This is a genomic window from Xylanibacter oryzae DSM 17970, from assembly GCF_000585355.1.
GTDB lineage: Bacteria > Bacteroidota > Bacteroidia > Bacteroidales > Bacteroidaceae > Prevotella > Prevotella oryzae.
Map to the genome: position 1 here is coordinate 2,501,299 of NZ_KK073873.1, position 20,657 is coordinate 2,521,955.

The window sequence follows — 20,657 nt, forward strand, 5'->3', positions numbered from 1 at the left end:
TATTATGTTACTAATCGGGAACATCTTACCTTAAAAAAATACCTGTAATAAATATACAGGTAAAAGTATACACTAAAGATTTTTTTAACTGAAGAATTTGTCTATCAATTCATCCATACCATTTTCAATACTTTGCCATCCCTTATCCTCATCAAGGCGTAATCCATTATATTCAGGGCATACATCACTAAACATCATTAGATATGCAATAGAAGCACTAATCATAGTCGCAACAGATGCAATATCTTCTTTCTTTCTTCCTGAAACACGACTTACTTCATTTATCAAGTCAATCCCTGCTGTCTCTCTCTGTTTTCTAAGATTTATAATAATAGCATTACTGCTTGACAATTCCCAACGATAAAGTTTTCTTAGTGCAGGATTTTCTCTAAGTTTACGTAGCTGCCCATGAAACATTGTCTTTACAAACTCTGGTAAATCCTCTTTTTGTGAGATCGTTTTTGGATAATTAATCCAAAAATCATTTTGATGCAAATAGGCTGCCAATAACCCTTCTACAGAACCGAAATATCTATAAATCAAGATTTTAGAGACTCCGGATTTATTTGCAACCGCATTCACTCCGATGGTTTCAAAGCCATTTTCAGCAATCATATCGCTTACTGTATCCAGTAAGCGTTTCTCTGTAGCTTCACGATTTCTTTCTGTTATCATACCGTATGTTACTAATCGGGAACAAAGGTAAGTTACTATACGGTAACAGTCAAATATTTTACGTTAAATAAAACTAATTAGATGTATTTCTTTATTTTACAATAAGGAAAGTTATGAAATTGAGTCCTTTAATGATTAAGAACAGCAGCACTTATATTAATTGTTTTAAGCAATGATATTATTTCAGATTCAGACGCATTATTACATTCAATTCTTAAAATTTTCTCCCAATCATCTAAATCTAAACTAAAGCTGCAAATATTATATTTTTTATCAAGCAGCTTTTCTATTCGTATTGCGTCGCTTCTCTTTTTGGCTGATGTTGTGAATATTAAAATTTTATTTTCCATTTCACGCTATCTATTTATATGTTATTTTATATTACTTACAAAAGCTATATGCTAATGCACCTACAATACATTTACCATATAGTATTACCCACTTAGTTGGTAATTGCTATGAGTATTTATTACTTTATTCATTATAAGTTTAGTTTATCCTTTAATACTTTATAACCAGTCATACTTATTCTTATTTGCTCACCATCACTCATCGAAAGCATTTGTTTTTGACCATAACGTTCTATCTTTGATATCTTACTTATATTCACTATATAAGAGCGATGAACTCGTGCAAAATTATCACTTGGTAATGACATCTCATAATCTTTGAGACGTTCACTTTTAAGCCAATGTCCTTCAGCTGTTATAACTGATACATAATCATCTTCCGCCTTAAGACATACTATTTCATCTACCGGTATCACTTTTATCTTTGTCCCTACTTTTACGGTAATACGCTCTATAACATCAGCCTTAACTACCGATTCTGTATCTGTTTTATTATCAGTAATATCAGAATGTCCATAATTTACATCATCCGATATGCTACTAGTATAATATTTACGATAAGAAGTATAAATTATTATCAGGCAAAATGCTCTAGCTGCAAAAGATTTTATAAATGAATCCGAATATCCAGGCACTATTGTATCGACTATCAAATATTCTAATGCAAGCATTAACGCAACAGCCACAATAGCATAAACTATATGTATGGCAACAGACTGATAAAAATCTATAAACTCTAGACGACTATATGTAAATATGGTCCATAGCATTACAGCTTCGCCAAAAAAGAGTAAGATACTCGCTAATGAATCAACAGCAAAATCTTGTGGCGTTATATTAAAGGATAATCCAAAACTTACCGCATAAGCAGCACCCACTAACACACATAAAACTATATGGTGTTGGCGCACTAACGTATCATGTAGTATTGGATTTTCCATTATTCTATACTACCTCCTCCAAAAATAAAACTAGCCTCAATAATAAGACGACGATCTGTATACATTCCATTGATACGCCTATGATCTGCGAAACCTCCGAGTATAGAATCGCTGTGTACCTCTACATTCCAATCTAAAGGCAACAATAACGTAACGCCTCCAAATATAGAACTTATTTTCAATACCGAATCACCTTCTGGCAACGAAGTTCTGCGCAAATCTAATTTAGCTCCTCCCATTATGGTATTAATCTCGCCGCCTTTAAATTCAGGATCTAGAAATACCTCATCAATACCATTCATCACAAGATTATAATCGACCTTGCCTTCTTTTGACCCATTACTATATTTTACTCTATGACAATGTTTAAAATGATGGTGATGATGTCTATGCAACATTATCATCACTCCAATTATGATTATTGCCGTTGGCCACATTACAGAGTGCAGAGTTGCTGATGAATAAGTAAATCCCATTACAGCAGACAGGTCTGGTAGCAAAAAGCAAATGCCAAGAGCCAAGAGTATCGTACCACCAATATAACTACGCTTGCATATTCCGACTACGCCTAATAATATAAGCAGAGACTGCCATGATATTATTATACCTCTCCAATCTGCAGGCAATATTCCAACATTAAATAATAAGTATACAATACCTATTAATACAATTACGCCACCAGTGATGACACTTCTAAAACCATTTCTTTCCATATTATTTTTATTAAAATATAAACATATAAAATAACCACAAGTCATACTGCTTGATTGACTTGACGATGCAAAGATATTAATTATACAGATGCCATACAATACTTTATCGGTGAATATATAATATTATATCGGTGAAATGAACTTTATTTCATCCCACTTTTAAACATTATAAAACTATAATCCTCGAAGATAAAGGTACAATGCAAATACTATAATATCTAAATCCAAAGATATCTCTATCCTTGAATTTAGATATTTTACTAATTCACGAAAAACAGATTTGATTATCTATTCATATTTTCTAATGCATTACCTAGGAATATATAAGATGCGCATGCACCAACAGTACATTCGTTTTCTCCCCAGAAGAAAGGCCAATCATCTTTATTCTCAAAGAAATCTGGCTTTAGAAGCATTACTCCAGGAACAACGCCACCTGCTATAAAGCTAAAATCAGCACGATTATTGCCATAAGTAATCTTCTTTGATTTTGTCCCTACAGATGCCACAAAAGATAAGTTTGAGTAAGGATGGCAACCCATTATATAATCAATTCCACTATAAATATTGTCTTCATTAATTATATCAGGAAAATATTTATTGGCATAATAATTAGTTATTGCCCAATCTATAATACTTTCGTTACCGGCCCACATGCCTTTACCAAGAGGAACTCCATAAGGGTTTTCATTACATATACTATCTTGTTGAACCTTACATTTTATAACATACTTACGCAGTCTCTTTATATAATTTTTGTCCATATAAGGGCATGCTTGTAATGCATAAGATATTGAAAAGCTTGGTGCAAAATCTAAGGATTCCCAAATATGGTCTGTGAATCGTTTTAGATATTTCTTTTCACGAGTACTTATATATAACTCAAGTGCAGCTTGAGTATCCATTCTAAAATGCCTTAACGAAGGCATTCCTTCAAATCTCGGGAATGACATCTGCGCATCTTTAGAATCTTCCCAAAGTTTTTTTGCACAAGATAGACAATCATCAGCTAATGACGGATTGTAGTCTTTCAATGCACGATACGAAGCAGCCAACGCAGCAGCAGTCTGCAAATCTAGCATAGGCATGCGATTTGTGAACGCCCAACGATCATCCATAGTTCCACTTGATTTGCCATCACTTTCGTAAGGTTTAAGATTTGGATTATATGGCAGATTATCGGTTATGTCAGCAGCATCTCCAAGATGATGATACTGATGCAGATTTGGTACTACTATACCTCTTACAGGATGGCCAATATTCTTCACCTGAGCTACTACATTGAGTGCTCCATGCTCTATTTGTTGTAGAAGGTCTGGCTTTCCATCAGGTCTATGAATATCAACATAACGCGTTTTCTGATCGATAAAGGTTTCGTCACGATCTACTTTAAAGTTTTCCCATGCATCTGTAAAACTCAGCAAAGCACTGTCGTGTGAACCAGTCTGAATATCAAAATCACCGGCATCAAACCATCCACCAACATTCAAGCTGGGTATGCGTTCATAAGGTTTGTATTTTGTATCGGTAGTAGGTCCCATACTGTAACCATCAAAATGCTTTTCATTTACCGGTGCCTGAAGTGCGTCATCAAGATAAGGTACGCCATGCCATACACGGTATGCCTCATTTACCTCCATATGATCCATCTGCACAGGGAACCAAACATCAAGTGTTGGATGCCATATATCCTTAAAGACATCCTTACTTATAACAAATGTATTGGTTTTTATTTTCCCATATTGTATATAATAAACACCTTCATCCTTTATACTGGAGAAATCGAAAGTAAAGTAATTATATCTCAAATATTTGCCCCATTTCTTTAAATCAGCAGTCAATTTAACAGTCGACTCACCATTACTATTAACCTTATAAAGGGTAGCATCCTGCAATGGATCATCATTAGGATCAAGTTCAATGACTGAAACTTTTTTCTGGTTTGGACAATAGCCTATCTGAGAAAAGCCAATATTAGGCTCTCTTATCCAATCGGATACAGATGACGGTTCAACATACCACTCCAGAACTTTACCTTTTTTATTAGATGGTAATATTGAACGAGCAACGAACCAACCATTCTGAGCTAAATTACGCCCATCATAAAGAGATATTGTACTGTCTGACTGCAACTTTATTGTTCTTTGCATATCCTCTGGTGCAAGAATGATATCTTTACCTGTAGCAAGTGGCAGTGGCACTATATACTCATTACGGCCTCTGTCATCAAATGTGTTATGATTGAAAATCTGATGAATTTTATCATCAGATGATTTCATCATTGTCTTTCCACTAGGATAACGTGGGAAATAATATGGTTTATTATCCGCAATATAACTCTTTTCAAAATAAGCTGATGGCAGGAACTCCATATTAAACCCAGCCTTTCCTACAAGTTTCTCCGGTAAAGGTTTGTCAAGAATGACATCAATTACAAACCCATTCCCCTTTGGAAAAACTTTAATAGACGAAGTAAAATTGAAATCCGGATAGTTAAGTACCACATCTATGCTACCATCTTTATTAATAGTACGCGAAACAACATCAGGAACTAGATCCCATTGTTCTGGCGTATTCTGCAATCTCACAGCTCCACCTGTAACGGTTCTTACACCGTGATGAATAATCTCTACTCCGGCAGTCTTTTCATCGAAGAACATCCCGTTGTACTGGTTACTATATACCAGTACATTTACGCCTCTCTTTTCATAATACCCTTGTTCGTTAAGGTTTAATTTCTGTGCATACGATAAGCATAACGACCAAATGGCAAGAAATGATAATAAGATCCTTTTTGCATTCATATTATAATTGATTTAAGAATTCACAAAAATACCAGTATTAATCTAAAGTTAATACTATAAATGTGTCAAATAGTTTTTACCACGTCTCATCTTTTTATAAGTTTATAATTACAACTCAACTATTTAATAAACAAACACATGTGCTATTTCTACCAATAGGCATAAATAGTGGAAATTTGTTTAAATTTATCGGATTTATTCTCTAATATCCGTAATAGGTTAAATATGACAAAAAGGGCGACTTCGAACTATATTATAAAATACGATTAATTACTTTTTCTGAGTCTCATACAATTATATCCTAACAATGTTACAGATATGACTGTTGCCAATGTATCACTTATCGGTATACTCATCCATATACCTTTAAGTCCAAATAGCATAGGCAAGAAAATCAATGCCGGTACTATCAATATCAACTGACGGAGCAAAGATAAGAACACAGCTGTCTTAACATAGCCAATACTTTGAAAGAAGCCTGTTGATATTACCTGTATTCCAAGTAATGGTACTGCAAGCATCATTATTCTCATACCTGATATAGATATAGACATGAGTTCCCTATCAGTCGTAAACATCGAAGTTATTATATTTGGCATTATCTCACCTATCAGGAAACCGGTAATAGATATTAATGTGCCAAATAGGAGTGAGATCTTTAAAGTCTTAAAAGCCCTCGTATATAATTTTGCGCCATAATTATAACCGACAATGGGTTGCATACCTTGCATAAGCCCTATCACAACCATTACAAATAAAAATAAGAAACGATTGATTATTCCATAAGCTCCTACAGCCAGGTCTCCTCCATACCTAGTGAGGCTGTTAGTAATCAGTATAACAACTATACACGCTGTAAAATTCATAAAAAAAGGAGACAAGCCAACAGACATAACCTTTACAATGATAGATCGTCTCAATCCAAATATACCTTTTTGGAAATGAATGAAATTCTTCTTGTTAAAGAAATGATGCAATTGGTAACATAACATGATTGCCTGTGACAAAACTGTTGCCAGAGCACTTCCTCTCATTCCCATCTTTAATTTGAATATAAAAATAGGGTTCAATATTATGACTATAATCACCATTCCGACAGTAGCGATCATCGCTTTTTGAGGTGCCACTGATGAACGCAACATAGCATTGAGATTAAAAAATAGTTGTGTAAAAATGTTACCTGCCAGAAAAACCTGCATAAAATCACGTGCATAAGGTAGAGTCTCAGCTGATGCTCCACAAAATACAAGAATTTTATTAAGAAATATATAACAGACTATATTCAATAGTGTAGCATAAATTATGCTCAGAGTAACTACATTGCCCAATATCATATTAGCGCTATAATAGTCTTTCTGACCTAAACGGATAGACATAAGATTTGCTCCTCCCACAGCTACTAGTGAAGAAAAAGCTACCATTATATTCATAAATGGCATTAATATAGCCAATCCGGATAACCCTAAAGTACCTACACCATGCCCAATGAATATACTATCTACAATATTAAATACAGACATTACTGTCGAGGCTATTATTGAAGGCAAAGCGTAGCTAATTAATAACCGGCTGATTTTCTCAGTTCCAAGTTTCTTTGGATTATTGTTCATTTCTTATTTTTCTTTACTCCAAACCTCAATGGACATCCCATTCGGCATCTGTTACATTCCACAGTACCATAGCCGCGAAATGTTGTGCCATATGCAACAGGTCGGCATAAGGTCTGATTTACTGTTCCATCTTCACATATGGCATGAGCAGGACAGTTATCTATACATATATGACATTTTGGAGGACAATGGTTTATGCACAACTCATCGGATTGTAAATCGATGTTAAGCAAGACAGCCCCTACTGTCATTAAATTCCCAAATTTTTCGTTACATAATATTGTATTCTTGCCCATAAATCCAATTCCGGCCTGAACTGCCAGATGTTTCATTGACAAAATGCCATGAGCAGTCTTTGTCTCTTCATTCCATGAACCAGCCATATCACTTGGAAGCGGAACAGCAAATCCACCAAAGGTTATCTCTATCTTTTTAGCCACCCTAAATAGTATATCATCAACCATTGTTACAATATTACCATTAAAATAATTGTATATCAGCTGAGGATTTACCTGAGACAATCCTTTAGGCAAAGCGACTCCCAAAACGAGTACAGATCGACAGTCTTTATAAATGTCGGTCGGTGCAAAACCTACTGGAGCATTGTCAAAGCGATCAATATTTGCAAATCCACAAATATCAGCTCCAGATGATAACACGATACTCCTTATTTCTTCTTTTATATCCATTCCATGGTCCTCCAATAATTAAGACAAGACAAAAATCACTTTGAAAAAGAACCTATCTCTATAAGATTTCCTTCAGGATCTGATATATAACATGTACGTTGTCCCCAAGGTTCTGTGGTAGGTTTTATTACAGAAGTTGCACCTTTTGATAATGCTTTTTTATAAGCATCATCTACGGCATTATAATTTTCGACACTCAAAGCTATCTCAAAATGACCATTTATTCCATTTGCATATTGAAATTTACTCTCTGTCATTGTTTCAAAATCTGTTCTTCTGTAAAGGAGGAACAGTGTTCCATCCTTAACAAGATAAACATTTGTAGTGTTTTCATCTTCTTGTATCTCAAATCCTAAGACATCTCGATAAAAGTTAACCATTGTCGGCATATCTTTAACAAATATACCAAAGCCATCTAATTTCATACTGTTATTTTTATATATCGTTATAAATTGCTTCAAATACTTTTTCTATTAAGATTGCATTATCCGAATGCTCATCGAATATGATATCCGACACAGCTAGCATTGGTTTTCCTCCTTGATAGGGTATCTCCTCTGTTGCATCCGGCAAAAGTATAGCACTACCGTTGGTCTTTTTGACAAGAAAGCGATCATCATATATTCCACCTATCACCTTACTTTTATAATAAATAAGATATTCGCCCATCATCTTACGAGAAGATATATTTTCGATGCCTTTAATTTGGTTGAGGACAAAATCTAATGTTTCTTTTTTAGAAGCCATAATTCAAACTTTATAATTACATTTTTCTATTGAAATCATTTGAGATGTTATACATTCATCTAACAAATCCATTTTTCTGAAAATCGTAAAATTGATTTATTTTCTCAGAAGTATCAGCCTTTAGCAGAAGTAAAAGTTCGCGGGTGAATTCAAGGCAACCGGTACCATTAGCCGTAACAATATTATTATCACTAACAGCCTGAGAATTCATATAACCAACTTCATTTGTATAGTTATCACCACCCCACTCCTTAAGATTATCCACACCATTACCAGTATGATTTACATTATTGAGAAAGCCATGTGCCGCCATAAATGAAGCTCCTGCACAGATACCGCCAACAACTTTGCCTTGCTTTATTGCATCACTCACAATAGGTGCCACACGCTCCGCGTCCTTTGATTTCCATTGGTCCCCTCCAATAAGAATAAGCGCAGCATAATCTTCAGGGATGTTGTCTATACTGTAGTCTGGCATTATTCGGAATCCCCCCAGTGAATGAACTTCACTTAATGTTGGGCCAACAACTTTTGTCTCATATAATGACTCTCTACCGGGCATAACACCTTTGTTAATTGCAGTAGCAAGATAAGCTCCTTCCCAATCGGCATATTCGTTGAGAACAACAAACAAAACTTTTTTCTTCATACTTCTTCTTTTAATAATGAAAAACTCTCAATGTCAAACACCTCGCCATCATATCTCCTCTCGCCTTGACGTAGGCATCCTTCATACTTAAAGCCACATTTTTCAATCACTCTACGCGAACGTTGATTAAAGCTGTAACAGCAACAGGTTATAATATCCACTTCAGGATCCTTAAAGCCAAAGTCTATAACAGCTTTTGAAGCCTCAGTTACTATTCCACGTCTCCAATATTTCTCAGATATCGCATAACCAAGCATTAGAGCATAAGGATTCTCTCGTTTAGGATCTTTTATTAAACCGATAGATCCAATCATTTTATTATTCTCTTTAAGAACGATGCCAAATACATATTGTTGATTAAGAAAGACCTGTTTCATTATTTCCCGTGTCTCTTCGATATTTTCATGAGGCTTCCATCCTGCATTAGGACCTACATTAGCCTCTCTTCCGTATTCGAAAATATCAAAAGCATCATCTTCTGTTATATTGCGAAGAATCAGTCTCTCTGTTTCTATTTTTGTCATATTAATCAGATTACGCCATTAATTATATTTTCAATATTCTCTTTTACTTTTTCGTCAGGCCAATTCCACCATTGTTTATCTTGTAGTTTTTTTATTGTCTCATCATCAAAACGTTTGCGAATCTCCTTTGCAGGCACTCCGCCAACGATAGAATAAGGAGCTACATCCTTGCTAACAACTGCTCTGGTACCTATTATAGCACCGTCACCGATCGTCACTCCCTGCATTATTACAGCCTCGTAACCGATCCAAACATCATTACCTATAATTATATCGCCATGATTATCCCATGCACGTGCTACTTTCCATTCGTCGAGTCCCCATTCGTCTGGGAATACAGGGAAAGGATATGTTGAAAGCGACTTTAATGTATGATTGCCTCCTGTGAACATAAATTTAACCCCACAGGCTATAGAACAGTATTTACCTATTACAAGTTTTTCTTCGTTGCAAAGAGGATAATGATACAATACGTTGTTCTTCTCGAAATCACGAGGATCATTAACAAAGTCATTGTATATTGTATAGTCACCGACAATTATATTCGGATCTTTAACTACAGACTGCAAATAAACACTTTCTGTAGCATTGTTTCCCTTGCGAGGATATATTTGTTTTGGATTCATTTACTAATAGTTTTTTGTCTGATCTAAATATTGTTCTTTTATTATATTATTTTCTATTATTACTTTTTGAGAATGCCTTTATGCCTCCAAACAAGTATAGCAATCCTACCAATGCAGAAACAGAAGTAGATGATAATTCAATACAGGTAAAACCACTTATCATCATAAATATTCCACATAAGGCACGAAAAATGAATACAGAGGCAATAGCAAATATACCTAATTTCAAAAGAGGGAATCTGCGAATAATCCCGCAAGCCGACAACCCATATATTCCGCAAGAAAAGAAGCATAATGCTATAATTACGGTAAGTATATACGGGAAGTAGCCACCATAGGTTTCTGCAAATCTAGTCATTATATCTGTAATGTCATAAATTTCAAACACCCTATTAAGGCATGCAAGGCATACTAAATGTCCTATGCCAATGATAAAATTAATCATTGCTCCTATAAATAATGCTTTATTCTTTACCATGTTCTTTAGCTTGCCGTGATGCTATAGGGCCTATTCTTTTATGTTTAAGATGCAGTAAACGACATAATTCATTCATCAGACAACCCGCATAGCGTGTACAGTACATATTATATTAATTTTGCAATATAGCGGTGACCAACGTATAATAATATAATGCTAACAACTAAAACAAGAATAGTGTAAGCAAATATATCTCCCAAAGAGAATATTCGATTTATATACATAATTCCAAATATACAATAAGGAATACATAACAGTGATGTTATAATAGCTGGAATGTATCTTCGAAATACTATCCACTGGATAAAATGCACAACAATATGGATTGAGAAAACCATAAAAATTCCCATCCATAGTTTATAAAAGTCCGTAAACAATGCTGATATAGTTATTACGCCTATTAGCATAAACAATATTGCAACGCAAAGCGCAAACCCCTCTGTTGATGTACTCTGCAGATGCGGGACTAATTTTGAAGCAATCTTAGGAAATCTACTATATAAATGCATTTCATTCAACTTAACCCATGGTTTCATTCCAATGATTTCTTCAAAATCATGCAACATATAGACTATTGGCAAAGATGCAACAAATATAACGTTAATATCCATTTTATCATTTTATTTTCATAATAAGTCTATCTTGCTATCTGCATCAGTTATCTTCCTTACCGGTCTACATGGACTGCCAAAAGCGACATAACCTGCAGGTATATTCTTAGTTACGACACTACCTGCACCAATTACAGTTCCATCGCCTATTGATACGCCTCCCAATATAACAACATTAGCAGCAATCCATACATTATTCCCAATATGTATTTCTTCAGCATATTCCGATACAGAAATATGACCGTCTGGATATTTCATAGATATTCGCTCTTTAGCTATCAACGGATGGTTAGTCGCCATAAGAGATACATTAGGACCAAACATAACATTATCACCGATAAATATACGAGCATCGTCCATAACCATAAGATTAAAATTAGCAAAGAAGTTCTCTCCTATGAATGTATGGGTGCCATAATTAAATTGTATAGGCCCTTGAAGATAATACTTATCACCAATGCATCCTATAAACTCTCTGATTATAGGCAGTCTTTCATTGTCGTATTCATCCATAAGATTATATTTACGGCAAAGTTCATGAGTTTTATGCTTGATATCACGTAATTCTTTAGTACGCGCATCAAACAACCTACCGGCAAATATTTTTTCCTCTTCTGTCATATCACTATTTTGGTTTTAAGAATTAAACATACATATTATAATATCTCTTTTATCATCTTTTTGAATTTACTCTCTGATAATATCTCATGTGTGATGAACTTGCCATTATAGAAAAGACTATATGTCGTAAATGGTGACGGTGAATTCTGGGCATCAACAACAGAATCTATTTTTACTGATTTGAACGGCACATCATTCTCATTTGCAATAATCTCTATAAGAGGAACATATTGAACTGTGAATGGACATTGCGCTGTATAATAAAGGACAAAACCTTTACTTTCTATTTTCGGTTCACGCACTTGATGCCTGAACTTTGGAATAACTGAATCTTTCATGAAAGGCAAATAAAGCAGTTCAAAGTAAGGATTAGCTGTATCTGCAACCATAAAACCTTTATGACGAAGATAATCCGGGTCAGAAAGAAACGGCATTTTCTTTCTTGAAGACAATACTACCAAGCCCTTTTTCCCTTTTTCCTTACTGTCACAAATACATTCATCAAGTAGTAAAGTCGAATTTCCTTGTCCTTTATACTGTCCGCTTACCCAAAAGCAGTCTATATACATATATTCTTTAGCCTCAATAGGCGCCCAAGCTTTTTCGGCAGGAATATATTCTATAAAGCACTTGCCACGAACATTGCCCTTCTTGAATATTAGACCGTCTTGAAGTCTTTCAGAAAGCCAAGTTTTCTTAGATAAGACCTTAAAATCCTTGTTGTTTGATATTGCACAACAAATATGTTCTTTATCAAGGTTTTCTTTTGTTATTGTTATTATTTCCATTTGATAATTTTATTATTCATTTTATTTATATTCTAACAAAAGAGAAATACTTAACAATAATTTTATTCTACTTCAAATAGTTGGTTTATTAGTTATTACAATTATTACTTATATACTTCTCTATTATTGTTTGCTTGACGTATGTTTTTTTGAGTATCCCCAATTTCCTGAAATTTTCTGATCCATAATGGCATTCCAATGATTTCTCATCTTCCCAGGATTCCACTAATAGAATAGTATCGCTGTTTTCAAGAGATAAAAAGAAATTATAACGGATATTCCCAATCTCTTTTTCCCCTTCTATATCTATTCCCGCGGATACTATATCTTTCCAGAATTTGCCTCTCTGGTCTTCATTACAGATATATGATACTACTTGTGTTATCATGATTTTTATTTATTACATGCATATATTATTCCAATCTTTTGCCTAGTTGATATGCTTCATCTAGAATTGGTTTTCCTTCGATGTCGCCAACAGCCTCTACACCATAAGCCAATACTTCGCCAATATTATCAAGATGAAAATAATCCAGAATGAGATTATACTGCATCTTTATTGCATCAAACACAGAAGGTATGGTATCTGCTGCAACAAGCAAAAGTCCAAGTTTCTTAACCTTCATTGCAGATCTTGCAGGTTGATGGAGCCTATCTATTATTGACTTTAATCTGGCACTAATTCCATAAAAATATACTGGTGAGGCAATGACTATTATATCAGCATCCCTTAATATCGGGAATATTTTCTGCATATCGTCATTTATCACGCAATCTTTATTCTCACGTCTGTGGCATGCATTACACCCTGTACATGGAACTATATTATAATCTCGAACAGATATAACAGTAACATTGTTGTTACCATCTCTTGCTCCCTTTTCAAATTCAGAAGCTAAAACTTCGGTATTTCCATGCTTTCGCATGCTGCCTACAATAACCAAGATTCTGCTCATCTGATTCCAATTATATTAATCAGCACATCTGTCTGCCTTAAGGCGTTCTGCCATAGCTTTGCCAAGGGCCTCGCATTGAGCAGCAACCTCAGGTGTCATACTTTGTTTCATCTCTACCGGAATTCCCACTTTCTCGAAGTGCAAGTGCGTTTCATTCAATTCTTTTATCTTTGCAACGGCCTTACCTGCCCATCCATAACTTCCAAACCAACCAATATAATGATTTTTCACATCTCTATTGCCTATTTCGTTAAGCAAAGTATCCATTTCATGGTATAATCCTGTATTATATGTAGGTGCACCAACTATAAGTCCACGATAACGGAAAACATCCCTAATTATATATGAATGGTCTGTCTTTGAAACATTGTACATCACTATATTCTTTATTCCGGCGTTGCTTGCAGCACGGGCTATAACTTCTGCCATACGCTCAGTATTACCATACATAGTACCATAGCATATAACGATGCCTTCATCTGTCTCATACTTGCTCATCATATTATAAAGGCTCATTACTTTATAGATATATTCATGCCATACGGGTCCATGTGTAGAACAAATATAATCTATTTTCATCTCTACCAACTTTTTTAGGGCATTCTGTACAGGTACGCCATACTTACCAACTATATTAGAATAATAGCGTATCATTTCCAACCAAAAAGGATCACAACATATGTCAGAATCAATCAATCCACCATTAAGTGCTCCAAAACTTCCGAAAGCATCACCAGAAAATAGAATATTTGTAGTTGTTTCCAGAGTTGCCATAGTTTCAGGCCAATGCACCATTGGAATCATAGTAAAACTAATATTATGCTTTCCAAGGCTTATAGAATCACCCTCCTTTATTTCTATTGTATCTCCATTTATTCCATAGAAGCCGGAAAGCATTCCAAATGTTTTTTTGTTGCCAATGAACTTTACATTGGGATAAAACTTTTTAATAAGTCCCAAAGAGCCACTATGGTCTGGTTCCATATGATTAATAACTATATAATCTATTGGACGGTCACCTATAACCTCATGTATATTCTCGATGAATTGGGTAAAAAAGTCAACTTCTACTGTATCTATAAGACAAACTTTATCGTCATCTATAAGATACGAATTGTAAGATACGCCATTTGGCAAGGGCCAAAGACCTTCAAAACGAGATTTATTACGGTCATTAACACCTACATAGTAGATTTTGTCTTTTATTTCTATCATAGTTTCTAAATATTATTCTTCAGTATGCTGAAGTTTGTATTCAATCATTTCTTTCTTCATTCTATCTCCGAAGGCTTTATCCACAGAATTATTTATGCTTCTGCAACATTCACCTGAAAAAGACTGAGCGCAAGCTATAAGCTTATCCCAATTTTCCTCGTCAATTCCTTCATCAATCATATCTTTAGTGATGCCATATTTTATCAATCCATATACGAAACCTGCATTAAAGTTATCACCGGCACCTATCGTACTTACTGTTTCTGTCTTAATTACATTATAATTTTTCTGCAACTTTTCTGCATGCAATGATACAGGCTCTTTACCATGGGTATATATAAATTTCTTACAATAAAAAGATACCTCAGCATTATATACTTTATCAGGGTCTTTTATATTGAACATTACGTCAAAGTCTTCATAACTACCCCTTACGATGTCTGCATACTCAAGATTTTCAAGTATATTAGAAGTGAGTTTCATCACTTCATTCTGATGAGATGGGCGATAATTGACATCATAATAAAGTATTGCACCCCTATTCCGTGCATAGTCTAGAAAAGCAGATACTTGTGGACGGATTACAGGGTTAACAGCATAATACGATCCGAACATTACCACATCATCACGCTGAACATCTGGATAGGTAAAATCTAGTTGATCACAAGGATGATCTTTATAGAATATATATTCCGCATCATTATGCTCATTTAAGAACGCAAGGGATATAGGTGATTTGCTATTAGTATAAACATTAATATTATCAGCATTGACATTATTGTCTTTTAGAAATTTTATAATTTTTTCTCCAACTCTGTCATTGCCTGTTTCACTAATAAATGTTGCATTAATACCTGCACGCCCAAGTGATATTATCCCATTAAAGACCGAACCTCCCGGTACAGCACCTACAGGTTGGTCGTCCTTAAATATAATGTCAAGAACAGTCTCTCCTATACCTATTACTTTTCTCATAATCTTATCGTCCCAAAATTTTATGCAAATATCTGAATTTTTTGGCAAAAAACAAACTAAAAAATGGTATTTTTGCATCCAATTATGAAATATAATACTTATACTCTCCCTAATGGATTAAGAATAATCCATCTTCCTGCCACATCACCGGTAGTATATTGCGGATATGAAATCAATGCCGGTACTAGAAACGAACTTCACGATGAAGAGGGATTGGCACATTTCTGTGAGCATGTTACTTTTAAAGGTACAGAGCACAGAAAGGCATGGCATATATTGAACTGCCTTGAAAGTGTTGGTGGAGACCTTAATGCTTTCACCAATAAAGAGGATACCGTATATTATGCAGCAATCCTTAAGGATCATTTCAACCGTGCAGCAGATATACTTACTGATATTGTATTCAACAGCCGTTACCCACAGCAGGAACTTGATAAAGAGAAAGAGGTTATATGCGATGAAATCGAGAGTTATAATGATTCTCCTTCTGAACTTATATATGATGAGTTCGAAAACATCATCTTTAACAACCACCCTTTAGGTCATAATATTCTTGGTAATGCCGACCATCTACGTACTTATACTACAGATGATGCATTACGTTTTACAGCCAGATTCTATAAGCCGGAGAATGTCATATTCTTTGCATATGGTGATTTGGACTTCAACAAAATGGTAAATTTTTTGAGTAAATCTACTAAAGATTTTGGCAATTGCAAGCCTCTTATGGATATTAAGTCGAACAGTCCTTTACCTATATATGAACCTAAATACATAGAAAAAGACAAAGGCACTCATCAAGCTCACGTAATGATTGGTAACAGGGCATATTCTGTACACGATGAGCGACGAATGGCTCTTTATCTGCTAAATAATATACTTGGTGGACCTGGAATGAATGCACGCCTTAATTTATCCCTGCGTGAACGTAACGGATTAGTTTATACAGTAGAAAGCAGCATGATAAGCTACTCTGATACCGGTATTTGGTGCACATATTTCGGATGCGATCCAAAAGATATAAAAAGATGCCTAAAACTTACTCGCAAAGAGTTAAACAGATTTATGGAAAAACCACTTACCATAACTCAGTTGAATGCTGCAAAAAAACAGATTAAGGGTCAGATAGGTGTTGCATGCGACAATCGTGAAAACTTTGCTCTTGACTTCGGTAAGAGTTATCTGCATTATGGATGGGAACGTGATATAACAAATCTATTTAATCATATTGATGCATTAACACCTGATATAATACATCAGGTTGCTCAAGATATTTTCGCAGAAGAAAAACTTACTACATTAATCGACAAATAGTTTTATCTAAAAAATTAGAGACAGGAATTAGTCATACTCTGTATTTTATCTTTTAGGAAAGTAGCGAATTCATCGGATTCAAGCACTTGGATATCTTCGAACATTCCTAACACAAATCGGCCTACACCCTTATAACTGCATACGTCTGTTTGAAATATCCAGTGTTGTTCATCTTCTTGTGATATATATTTCTCTGCTATAGGGTATTCTTCTTTTAAAATATTACACGACAGCCGGTTTAAGCGTAACTTAATTGGTTTTTTATCTTCACTACTGAACTGAAATATATCAGTATAAATAATTTTATGCTTTTTCTCGTTACACCAAATCAAATCCAGAAGTTTAACGCCCCCCATACGTGAAATCTTAAATGTCTTGTTCATCCCACTTTTAAGTTCATAACAGCGAATTTCATTATTGCCATTCATAAAAAGGAACGGTTCCACCGCTCTATCTGAGGTAGTATTACTATGCGGTGAAGAATATCCTTTTATTATGACCTGCCTATGCTCCTTTATTGCATCATAAAGTGTGGATATATTTTCTGCTACTTGTTTACTTACTTCTACATTCGAAAGAATATCAAAATCATAAAGCTTATACAACTTGTTTTTAAGATTACGGACCTGAATGCTAGTATCACTGGCCGATTCAAGTACATGCCTGAGCGTTATCGCTTCATCCTCGGTAAAATGTACCAATTCAGTTATCCTTTTAAAGAAAGGAGAACTTTTATCCAATCTATATATCTGCCCCTTCTTCTCAACTATAAATCCATTTTCTTTAAAGCCCTCAATATAATAGTAAAGGTTACGACGTGATATCTCCAGTCTTTCGCATAATTGATCAAGCGTGTATTCACGATTCTGTGTAAGAAGAATCATGAGCCGTAATTGTCTATCAAATTTGTCTAAACGCATATTTTTTTATTCTACTGCAAATATAATTAAAAAACACCATACTTTTAACAAAAAAACTTTAGAATTGAACTAATCTTGCACAAAACGGCAGTTTCTTTGCAGCATAAACAATAATAAATTAATAATTACTACAATGAAAAAGGAATTAGTTTTGACCACAAACAACTCTGGTACACGAAATATCAGTGAAATTATATCAAGTATTAAAGAACATGCACTCCGCCCTATTGTGACATTAAGTAAGTATTACACAAAACTTATGGGAGAAAAGATTAGCACACGCCAGACCCTTCTATTACTGAATGCCCAAGTAGCAGCGGTCTTCACCATTTTCCCATTAAGTTATTCTATTATACTACGAATATTATTCATCATTTGGTTTGCCACATCTGTAATTCAATGTAAAAAAGGTGGACTATAATCCACCTTTTTTACTACTTTATAGTTATTTTTTTCACATCCTTACCCTGTTTTATAATAACAAGACCATTGCTTGATGGAATATTATTTTCAGAGAAAGTTGATGTCGGTGCAGAATATAGAATTTGCCCCTGAGTATTATAAACCCGTGTTATTCCATCTCCTTTTTTAGTAATACCCGGTTCTAGTTCTTCAATCCCCGTTTGTATACTTTTCACAGGGGTAAGAGTTATTGTACTACCATTTTTAACTAGCGTATAAGCACTTGTTATACCTTGATAAGCTAACATAGGCTGCCAAGTAGTCTCTATTTCTCCACTGCCTGAATATCCTTCTGTAGCAAGCGTAATAGTATATGTACCATCGCTCAAATAGCTTAGACTTATACCCTTTGAGGATGAATAATTAGAGATTCCATACATCGTACCTGCATAACTATTGCCGGTGGTTATAGCATTTAAGACAGTGTACCCACCAGAAGCATTTTTTGCTACCAAAGCTATAAGACCTTTAAAATACATTGTACCGTAATTGCATGCAGCACCTATAGTATAATTTATATTATTCCCGCTACACGTAATATTAAGATTTTTATAAAGCAACCATTGAGACTTATAACTACGAAGATCTGATTTTGCCCGTATTCCGGTAGTCATCATCTGGTATTCAGAAAACTTTATATCATAACCTGTAATATTAGGATTTAGCAATGTTATATCATAATACCCATCAGCCAATCCGTTCCATCCCCAATTTACATGAACATTACCGTTTGCATCATAACCATCAAATACAAAAGCGTGCCCTCCATCGTCTGTATCCTGACCAGAATAAAATATAGGGTAATGTGCATTCAATTCTTCATATATCAAACCAGACCATTCAGAATCTGTATAGAATTCACGATCATAAAATCTAATGCTATTGCTATCACACTGCATATTATCAAATAGTCCTCTTGTCACATCATATATTAATGCACCGCTACTATCTGACATATAATTCATCTTAGCTGCAGCCCCACAATCCACCATCAACTGACTTACAGCATTTGCAGCAGCTAATTTAGAAGTTGTCAAAGCATAAGTACCATCATATGAATCAGTCATTCCTGCCCAATTATATACATATTGTCCAAAAGTATATTGGTATTTTGTAGTCGTAGTATCCTTCTTGGCATCTACAACAGACACAGAATATGAACCAGTACCCTTAGATGTTGATGGATATCCGATATTCTTTAAGCATTGAGCCATAGCTGTAGCAGCACAACCGGTAGGTGTATGAGAATCATTTATTTTCGGAGTCAAAAGGTTATAAGCACCATCCTGTCCCCATTTAGTAGTTACGAATGGTGCCACAGACGTACCAACAGTGCTACTGGTTGTCATACTATTAAGTATTTCAGAAGAAGACATCTTCACAATACCTTTTGTAATATTGCTTTTCATTGAAGAGTCAGCCTTTGCCAGCCACCATCTGAGACCATCCGGCAGCGTATCAGGAAATGCTGTATTATCTGAATAACCGATAACTGCATTATAGTTGTCATCTCTTGCCAATACCACAAATCCATTATTTCCAGACTGATAAACATCAAGTTTATCCATAGAAAGTCGTTTTCTAACAACTGCAGATTTTCCATATCCGGAACTATTTCTGCTTTTAGAAGATGATGTATTACTAAAGAATTTATTAGCTATTGATAGCATTTCGGTACTGTCCCTATCTGCCGCTGAAATCGTTGCAGAGAAAAGCGACAGCGTTATTGCTATAAACAATGTTTTCATATCTAATATCAGTTATTCATTTAAGGCACAAAGATACTACATTATATCTATTATCTAGAATTATTTTATACCAACTGGCAAAATTTACTACTAAAAAGTCTGAACTCAACTAAAAGTTACTTACACTGTGGTACAACTTATATTATATTTGTTGCCACTTTAAATATAGCTTAACTCTTCTTGCAAATTTTTTAATAGATAATACGCATAAAAAATTGGGCGCGCCAATAATTGACGCGCC

General features: G+C 34.7%; 24 protein-coding genes. 2 read left to right on the forward strand and 22 right to left on the reverse strand.

The window, feature by feature from the left end; genetic code table 11:
- Positions 1–84 precede the first annotated feature (84 nt).
- The 20 genes from XYLOR_RS10165 to XYLOR_RS10260 all read right to left on the reverse strand — a co-directional run bounded on the left by XYLOR_RS10165 (position 85) and on the right by XYLOR_RS10260 (position 15,972).
- Complete coding sequence (locus XYLOR_RS10165; protein WP_036879114.1) at positions 85–675, reverse strand: TetR/AcrR family transcriptional regulator; 591 nt, start codon at positions 673–675, stop codon at positions 85–87.
- Between the two features lie 128 nt (positions 676–803).
- Positions 804–1,025: a hypothetical protein gene (locus tag XYLOR_RS10170; protein ID WP_036879117.1), complete on the reverse strand. Its 222-nt coding sequence runs from the start codon at positions 1,023–1,025 to the stop codon at positions 804–806.
- 131 nt (positions 1,026–1,156) lie between these two features.
- Positions 1,157–1,966 (reverse strand): LytR/AlgR family response regulator transcription factor, encoded by an 810-nt coding sequence (locus tag XYLOR_RS13430; protein ID WP_051508969.1) that lies wholly within the window; start codon positions 1,964–1,966, stop codon positions 1,157–1,159.
- Positions 1,966–2,679, reverse strand: a complete 714-nt coding sequence (locus XYLOR_RS13435; RefSeq protein WP_169730565.1) for a LiaF transmembrane domain-containing protein — start codon at positions 2,677–2,679, stop codon at positions 1,966–1,968. The genes XYLOR_RS13430 and XYLOR_RS13435 overlap by 1 nt, the downstream gene beginning before the upstream one ends.
- A 284-nt stretch (positions 2,680–2,963) precedes the next feature.
- Positions 2,964–5,483: a glycoside hydrolase family 9 protein gene (locus tag XYLOR_RS10185; protein WP_154655716.1), complete on the reverse strand. Its 2,520-nt coding sequence runs from the start codon at positions 5,481–5,483 to the stop codon at positions 2,964–2,966.
- Between the two features lie 266 nt (positions 5,484–5,749).
- On the reverse strand, positions 5,750–7,093 hold the full coding sequence (locus tag XYLOR_RS10190; protein WP_036879124.1) for an MATE family efflux transporter: 1,344 nt from the start codon (positions 7,091–7,093) through the stop codon (positions 5,750–5,752).
- A complete protein-coding gene (locus XYLOR_RS10195) occupies positions 7,090–7,782 on the reverse strand; it encodes an epoxyqueuosine reductase (protein ID WP_036879126.1) in 693 nt (230 codons plus the stop codon). Before XYLOR_RS10195 ends, XYLOR_RS10190 begins: the two co-directional genes overlap by 4 nt.
- Positions 7,783–7,817: 35 nt before the next feature.
- Positions 7,818–8,207, reverse strand: a complete 390-nt coding sequence (locus tag XYLOR_RS10200; RefSeq protein ID WP_036879129.1) for a VOC family protein — start codon at positions 8,205–8,207, stop codon at positions 7,818–7,820.
- Between the two features lie 10 nt (positions 8,208–8,217).
- A complete protein-coding gene (locus tag XYLOR_RS10205) occupies positions 8,218–8,529 on the reverse strand; it encodes a TfoX/Sxy family protein (protein WP_036879131.1) in 312 nt (103 codons plus the stop codon).
- A 55-nt stretch (positions 8,530–8,584) separates the two neighbouring features.
- On the reverse strand, positions 8,585–9,178 hold the full coding sequence (locus tag XYLOR_RS10210; protein WP_036879132.1) for a type 1 glutamine amidotransferase family protein: 594 nt from the start codon (positions 9,176–9,178) through the stop codon (positions 8,585–8,587).
- Positions 9,175–9,702: a GNAT family N-acetyltransferase gene (locus XYLOR_RS10215; RefSeq protein ID WP_036879134.1), complete on the reverse strand. Its 528-nt coding sequence runs from the start codon at positions 9,700–9,702 to the stop codon at positions 9,175–9,177. The genes XYLOR_RS10210 and XYLOR_RS10215 overlap by 4 nt, the downstream gene beginning before the upstream one ends.
- A 5-nt stretch (positions 9,703–9,707) precedes the next feature.
- Positions 9,708–10,328, reverse strand: coding sequence for a CatB-related O-acetyltransferase (locus XYLOR_RS10220; RefSeq protein WP_036879135.1), 621 nt, complete (start codon positions 10,326–10,328; stop codon positions 9,708–9,710).
- A 46-nt stretch (positions 10,329–10,374) separates the two neighbouring features.
- Positions 10,375–10,806, reverse strand: coding sequence for a hypothetical protein (locus XYLOR_RS10225; RefSeq protein ID WP_036879137.1), 432 nt, complete (start codon positions 10,804–10,806; stop codon positions 10,375–10,377).
- A 107-nt stretch (positions 10,807–10,913) separates the two neighbouring features.
- The gene (locus tag XYLOR_RS10230; RefSeq protein WP_036879139.1) at positions 10,914–11,417 is read right to left on the reverse strand and encodes an HXXEE domain-containing protein; all 504 of its coding nucleotides are present in this window, start codon (positions 11,415–11,417) and stop codon (positions 10,914–10,916) included.
- Positions 11,418–11,432: 15 nt separating this feature from the next.
- Positions 11,433–12,038 (reverse strand): sugar O-acetyltransferase, encoded by a 606-nt coding sequence (locus XYLOR_RS10235; RefSeq protein WP_036879142.1) that lies wholly within the window; start codon positions 12,036–12,038, stop codon positions 11,433–11,435.
- 35 nt (positions 12,039–12,073) lie between these two features.
- On the reverse strand, positions 12,074–12,826 hold the full coding sequence (locus XYLOR_RS10240; RefSeq protein WP_036879145.1) for an N-acetyltransferase: 753 nt from the start codon (positions 12,824–12,826) through the stop codon (positions 12,074–12,076).
- 88 nt (positions 12,827–12,914) lie between these two features.
- Positions 12,915–13,214 (reverse strand): putative quinol monooxygenase, encoded by a 300-nt coding sequence (locus tag XYLOR_RS10245; RefSeq protein WP_036879148.1) that lies wholly within the window; start codon positions 13,212–13,214, stop codon positions 12,915–12,917.
- Between the two features lie 25 nt (positions 13,215–13,239).
- Entirely contained in the window at positions 13,240–13,782 is a 543-nt protein-coding gene (locus XYLOR_RS10250) for a flavodoxin family protein (protein ID WP_036879149.1), read from the reverse strand.
- A gap of 15 nt (positions 13,783–13,797) precedes the next feature.
- Entirely contained in the window at positions 13,798–14,997 is a 1,200-nt protein-coding gene (locus tag XYLOR_RS10255) for an FprA family A-type flavoprotein (RefSeq protein WP_036879152.1), read from the reverse strand.
- A gap of 12 nt (positions 14,998–15,009) precedes the next feature.
- Complete coding sequence (locus XYLOR_RS10260) at positions 15,010–15,972, reverse strand: carbohydrate kinase family protein (protein ID WP_036879154.1); 963 nt, start codon at positions 15,970–15,972, stop codon at positions 15,010–15,012.
- 84 nt (positions 15,973–16,056) lie between these two features.
- Between XYLOR_RS10260 and XYLOR_RS10265 the strand changes: the two genes are divergently transcribed.
- A complete protein-coding gene (locus tag XYLOR_RS10265) occupies positions 16,057–17,286 on the forward strand; it encodes a M16 family metallopeptidase (protein ID WP_036879157.1) in 1,230 nt (409 codons plus the stop codon).
- 14 nt (positions 17,287–17,300) lie between these two features.
- Here the strand turns inward: XYLOR_RS10265 and XYLOR_RS10270 are convergent, their stop codons facing one another.
- On the reverse strand, positions 17,301–18,206 hold the full coding sequence (locus tag XYLOR_RS10270; protein ID WP_036879160.1) for a helix-turn-helix transcriptional regulator: 906 nt from the start codon (positions 18,204–18,206) through the stop codon (positions 17,301–17,303).
- Between the two features lie 133 nt (positions 18,207–18,339).
- Between XYLOR_RS10270 and XYLOR_RS10275 the strand changes: the two genes are divergently transcribed.
- The gene (locus tag XYLOR_RS10275; protein WP_036879163.1) at positions 18,340–18,627 is read left to right on the forward strand and encodes a hypothetical protein; all 288 of its coding nucleotides are present in this window, start codon (positions 18,340–18,342) and stop codon (positions 18,625–18,627) included.
- 13 nt (positions 18,628–18,640) lie between these two features.
- Here XYLOR_RS10275 and XYLOR_RS10280 read toward each other — a convergent pair whose 3' ends face one another.
- On the reverse strand, positions 18,641–20,416 hold the full coding sequence (locus tag XYLOR_RS10280; RefSeq protein ID WP_036879166.1) for a C10 family peptidase: 1,776 nt from the start codon (positions 20,414–20,416) through the stop codon (positions 18,641–18,643).
- Between the last annotated feature and the right edge of the window lie 241 nt (positions 20,417–20,657).

What these genes read in the sequence shown, in the direction of transcription:
- XYLOR_RS10250 (WP_036879149.1), bottom strand. Translation starts at nt 13,782, where the DNA reads ATGAGCAGAATCTTGGTTATTGTAGGCAGCATGCGAAAGCATGGAAAT.
- XYLOR_RS10275 (WP_036879163.1), top strand. Translation starts at nt 18,340, where the DNA reads ATGAAAAAGGAATTAGTTTTGACCACAAACAACTCTGGTACACGAAAT.
- XYLOR_RS10230 (WP_036879139.1), bottom strand. Translation starts at nt 11,417, where the DNA reads ATGGATATTAACGTTATATTTGTTGCATCTTTGCCAATAGTCTATATG.
- XYLOR_RS10220 (WP_036879135.1), bottom strand. Translation starts at nt 10,328, where the DNA reads ATGAATCCAAAACAAATATATCCTCGCAAGGGAAACAATGCTACAGAA.
- XYLOR_RS10200 (WP_036879129.1), bottom strand. Translation starts at nt 8,207, where the DNA reads ATGAAATTAGATGGCTTTGGTATATTTGTTAAAGATATGCCGACAATG.
- XYLOR_RS10225 (WP_036879137.1), bottom strand. Translation starts at nt 10,806, where the DNA reads ATGGTAAAGAATAAAGCATTATTTATAGGAGCAATGATTAATTTTATC.
- XYLOR_RS10235 (WP_036879142.1), bottom strand. Translation starts at nt 12,038, where the DNA reads ATGACAGAAGAGGAAAAAATATTTGCCGGTAGGTTGTTTGATGCGCGT.
- XYLOR_RS10245 (WP_036879148.1), bottom strand. Translation starts at nt 13,214, where the DNA reads ATGATAACACAAGTAGTATCATATATCTGTAATGAAGACCAGAGAGGC.
- XYLOR_RS10280 (WP_036879166.1), bottom strand. Translation starts at nt 20,416, where the DNA reads ATGAAAACATTGTTTATAGCAATAACGCTGTCGCTTTTCTCTGCAACG.
- XYLOR_RS10240 (WP_036879145.1), bottom strand. Translation starts at nt 12,826, where the DNA reads ATGGAAATAATAACAATAACAAAAGAAAACCTTGATAAAGAACATATT.
- XYLOR_RS10185 (WP_154655716.1), bottom strand. Translation starts at nt 5,483, where the DNA reads ATGAATGCAAAAAGGATCTTATTATCATTTCTTGCCATTTGGTCGTTA.
- XYLOR_RS13435 (WP_169730565.1), bottom strand. Translation starts at nt 2,679, where the DNA reads ATGGAAAGAAATGGTTTTAGAAGTGTCATCACTGGTGGCGTAATTGTA.
- XYLOR_RS10260 (WP_036879154.1), bottom strand. Translation starts at nt 15,972, where the DNA reads ATGAGAAAAGTAATAGGTATAGGAGAGACTGTTCTTGACATTATATTT.
- XYLOR_RS13430 (WP_051508969.1), bottom strand. Translation starts at nt 1,966, where the DNA reads ATGGAAAATCCAATACTACATGATACGTTAGTGCGCCAACACCATATA.
- XYLOR_RS10165 (WP_036879114.1), bottom strand. Translation starts at nt 675, where the DNA reads ATGATAACAGAAAGAAATCGTGAAGCTACAGAGAAACGCTTACTGGAT.
- XYLOR_RS10170 (WP_036879117.1), bottom strand. Translation starts at nt 1,025, where the DNA reads ATGGAAAATAAAATTTTAATATTCACAACATCAGCCAAAAAGAGAAGC.
- XYLOR_RS10190 (WP_036879124.1), bottom strand. Translation starts at nt 7,093, where the DNA reads ATGAACAATAATCCAAAGAAACTTGGAACTGAGAAAATCAGCCGGTTA.
- XYLOR_RS10265 (WP_036879157.1), top strand. Translation starts at nt 16,057, where the DNA reads ATGAAATATAATACTTATACTCTCCCTAATGGATTAAGAATAATCCAT.
- XYLOR_RS10195 (WP_036879126.1), bottom strand. Translation starts at nt 7,782, where the DNA reads ATGGATATAAAAGAAGAAATAAGGAGTATCGTGTTATCATCTGGAGCT.
- XYLOR_RS10215 (WP_036879134.1), bottom strand. Translation starts at nt 9,702, where the DNA reads ATGACAAAAATAGAAACAGAGAGACTGATTCTTCGCAATATAACAGAA.
- XYLOR_RS10255 (WP_036879152.1), bottom strand. Translation starts at nt 14,997, where the DNA reads ATGATAGAAATAAAAGACAAAATCTACTATGTAGGTGTTAATGACCGT.
- XYLOR_RS10205 (WP_036879131.1), bottom strand. Translation starts at nt 8,529, where the DNA reads ATGGCTTCTAAAAAAGAAACATTAGATTTTGTCCTCAACCAAATTAAA.
- XYLOR_RS10270 (WP_036879160.1), bottom strand. Translation starts at nt 18,206, where the DNA reads ATGCGTTTAGACAAATTTGATAGACAATTACGGCTCATGATTCTTCTT.
- XYLOR_RS10210 (WP_036879132.1), bottom strand. Translation starts at nt 9,178, where the DNA reads ATGAAGAAAAAAGTTTTGTTTGTTGTTCTCAACGAATATGCCGATTGG.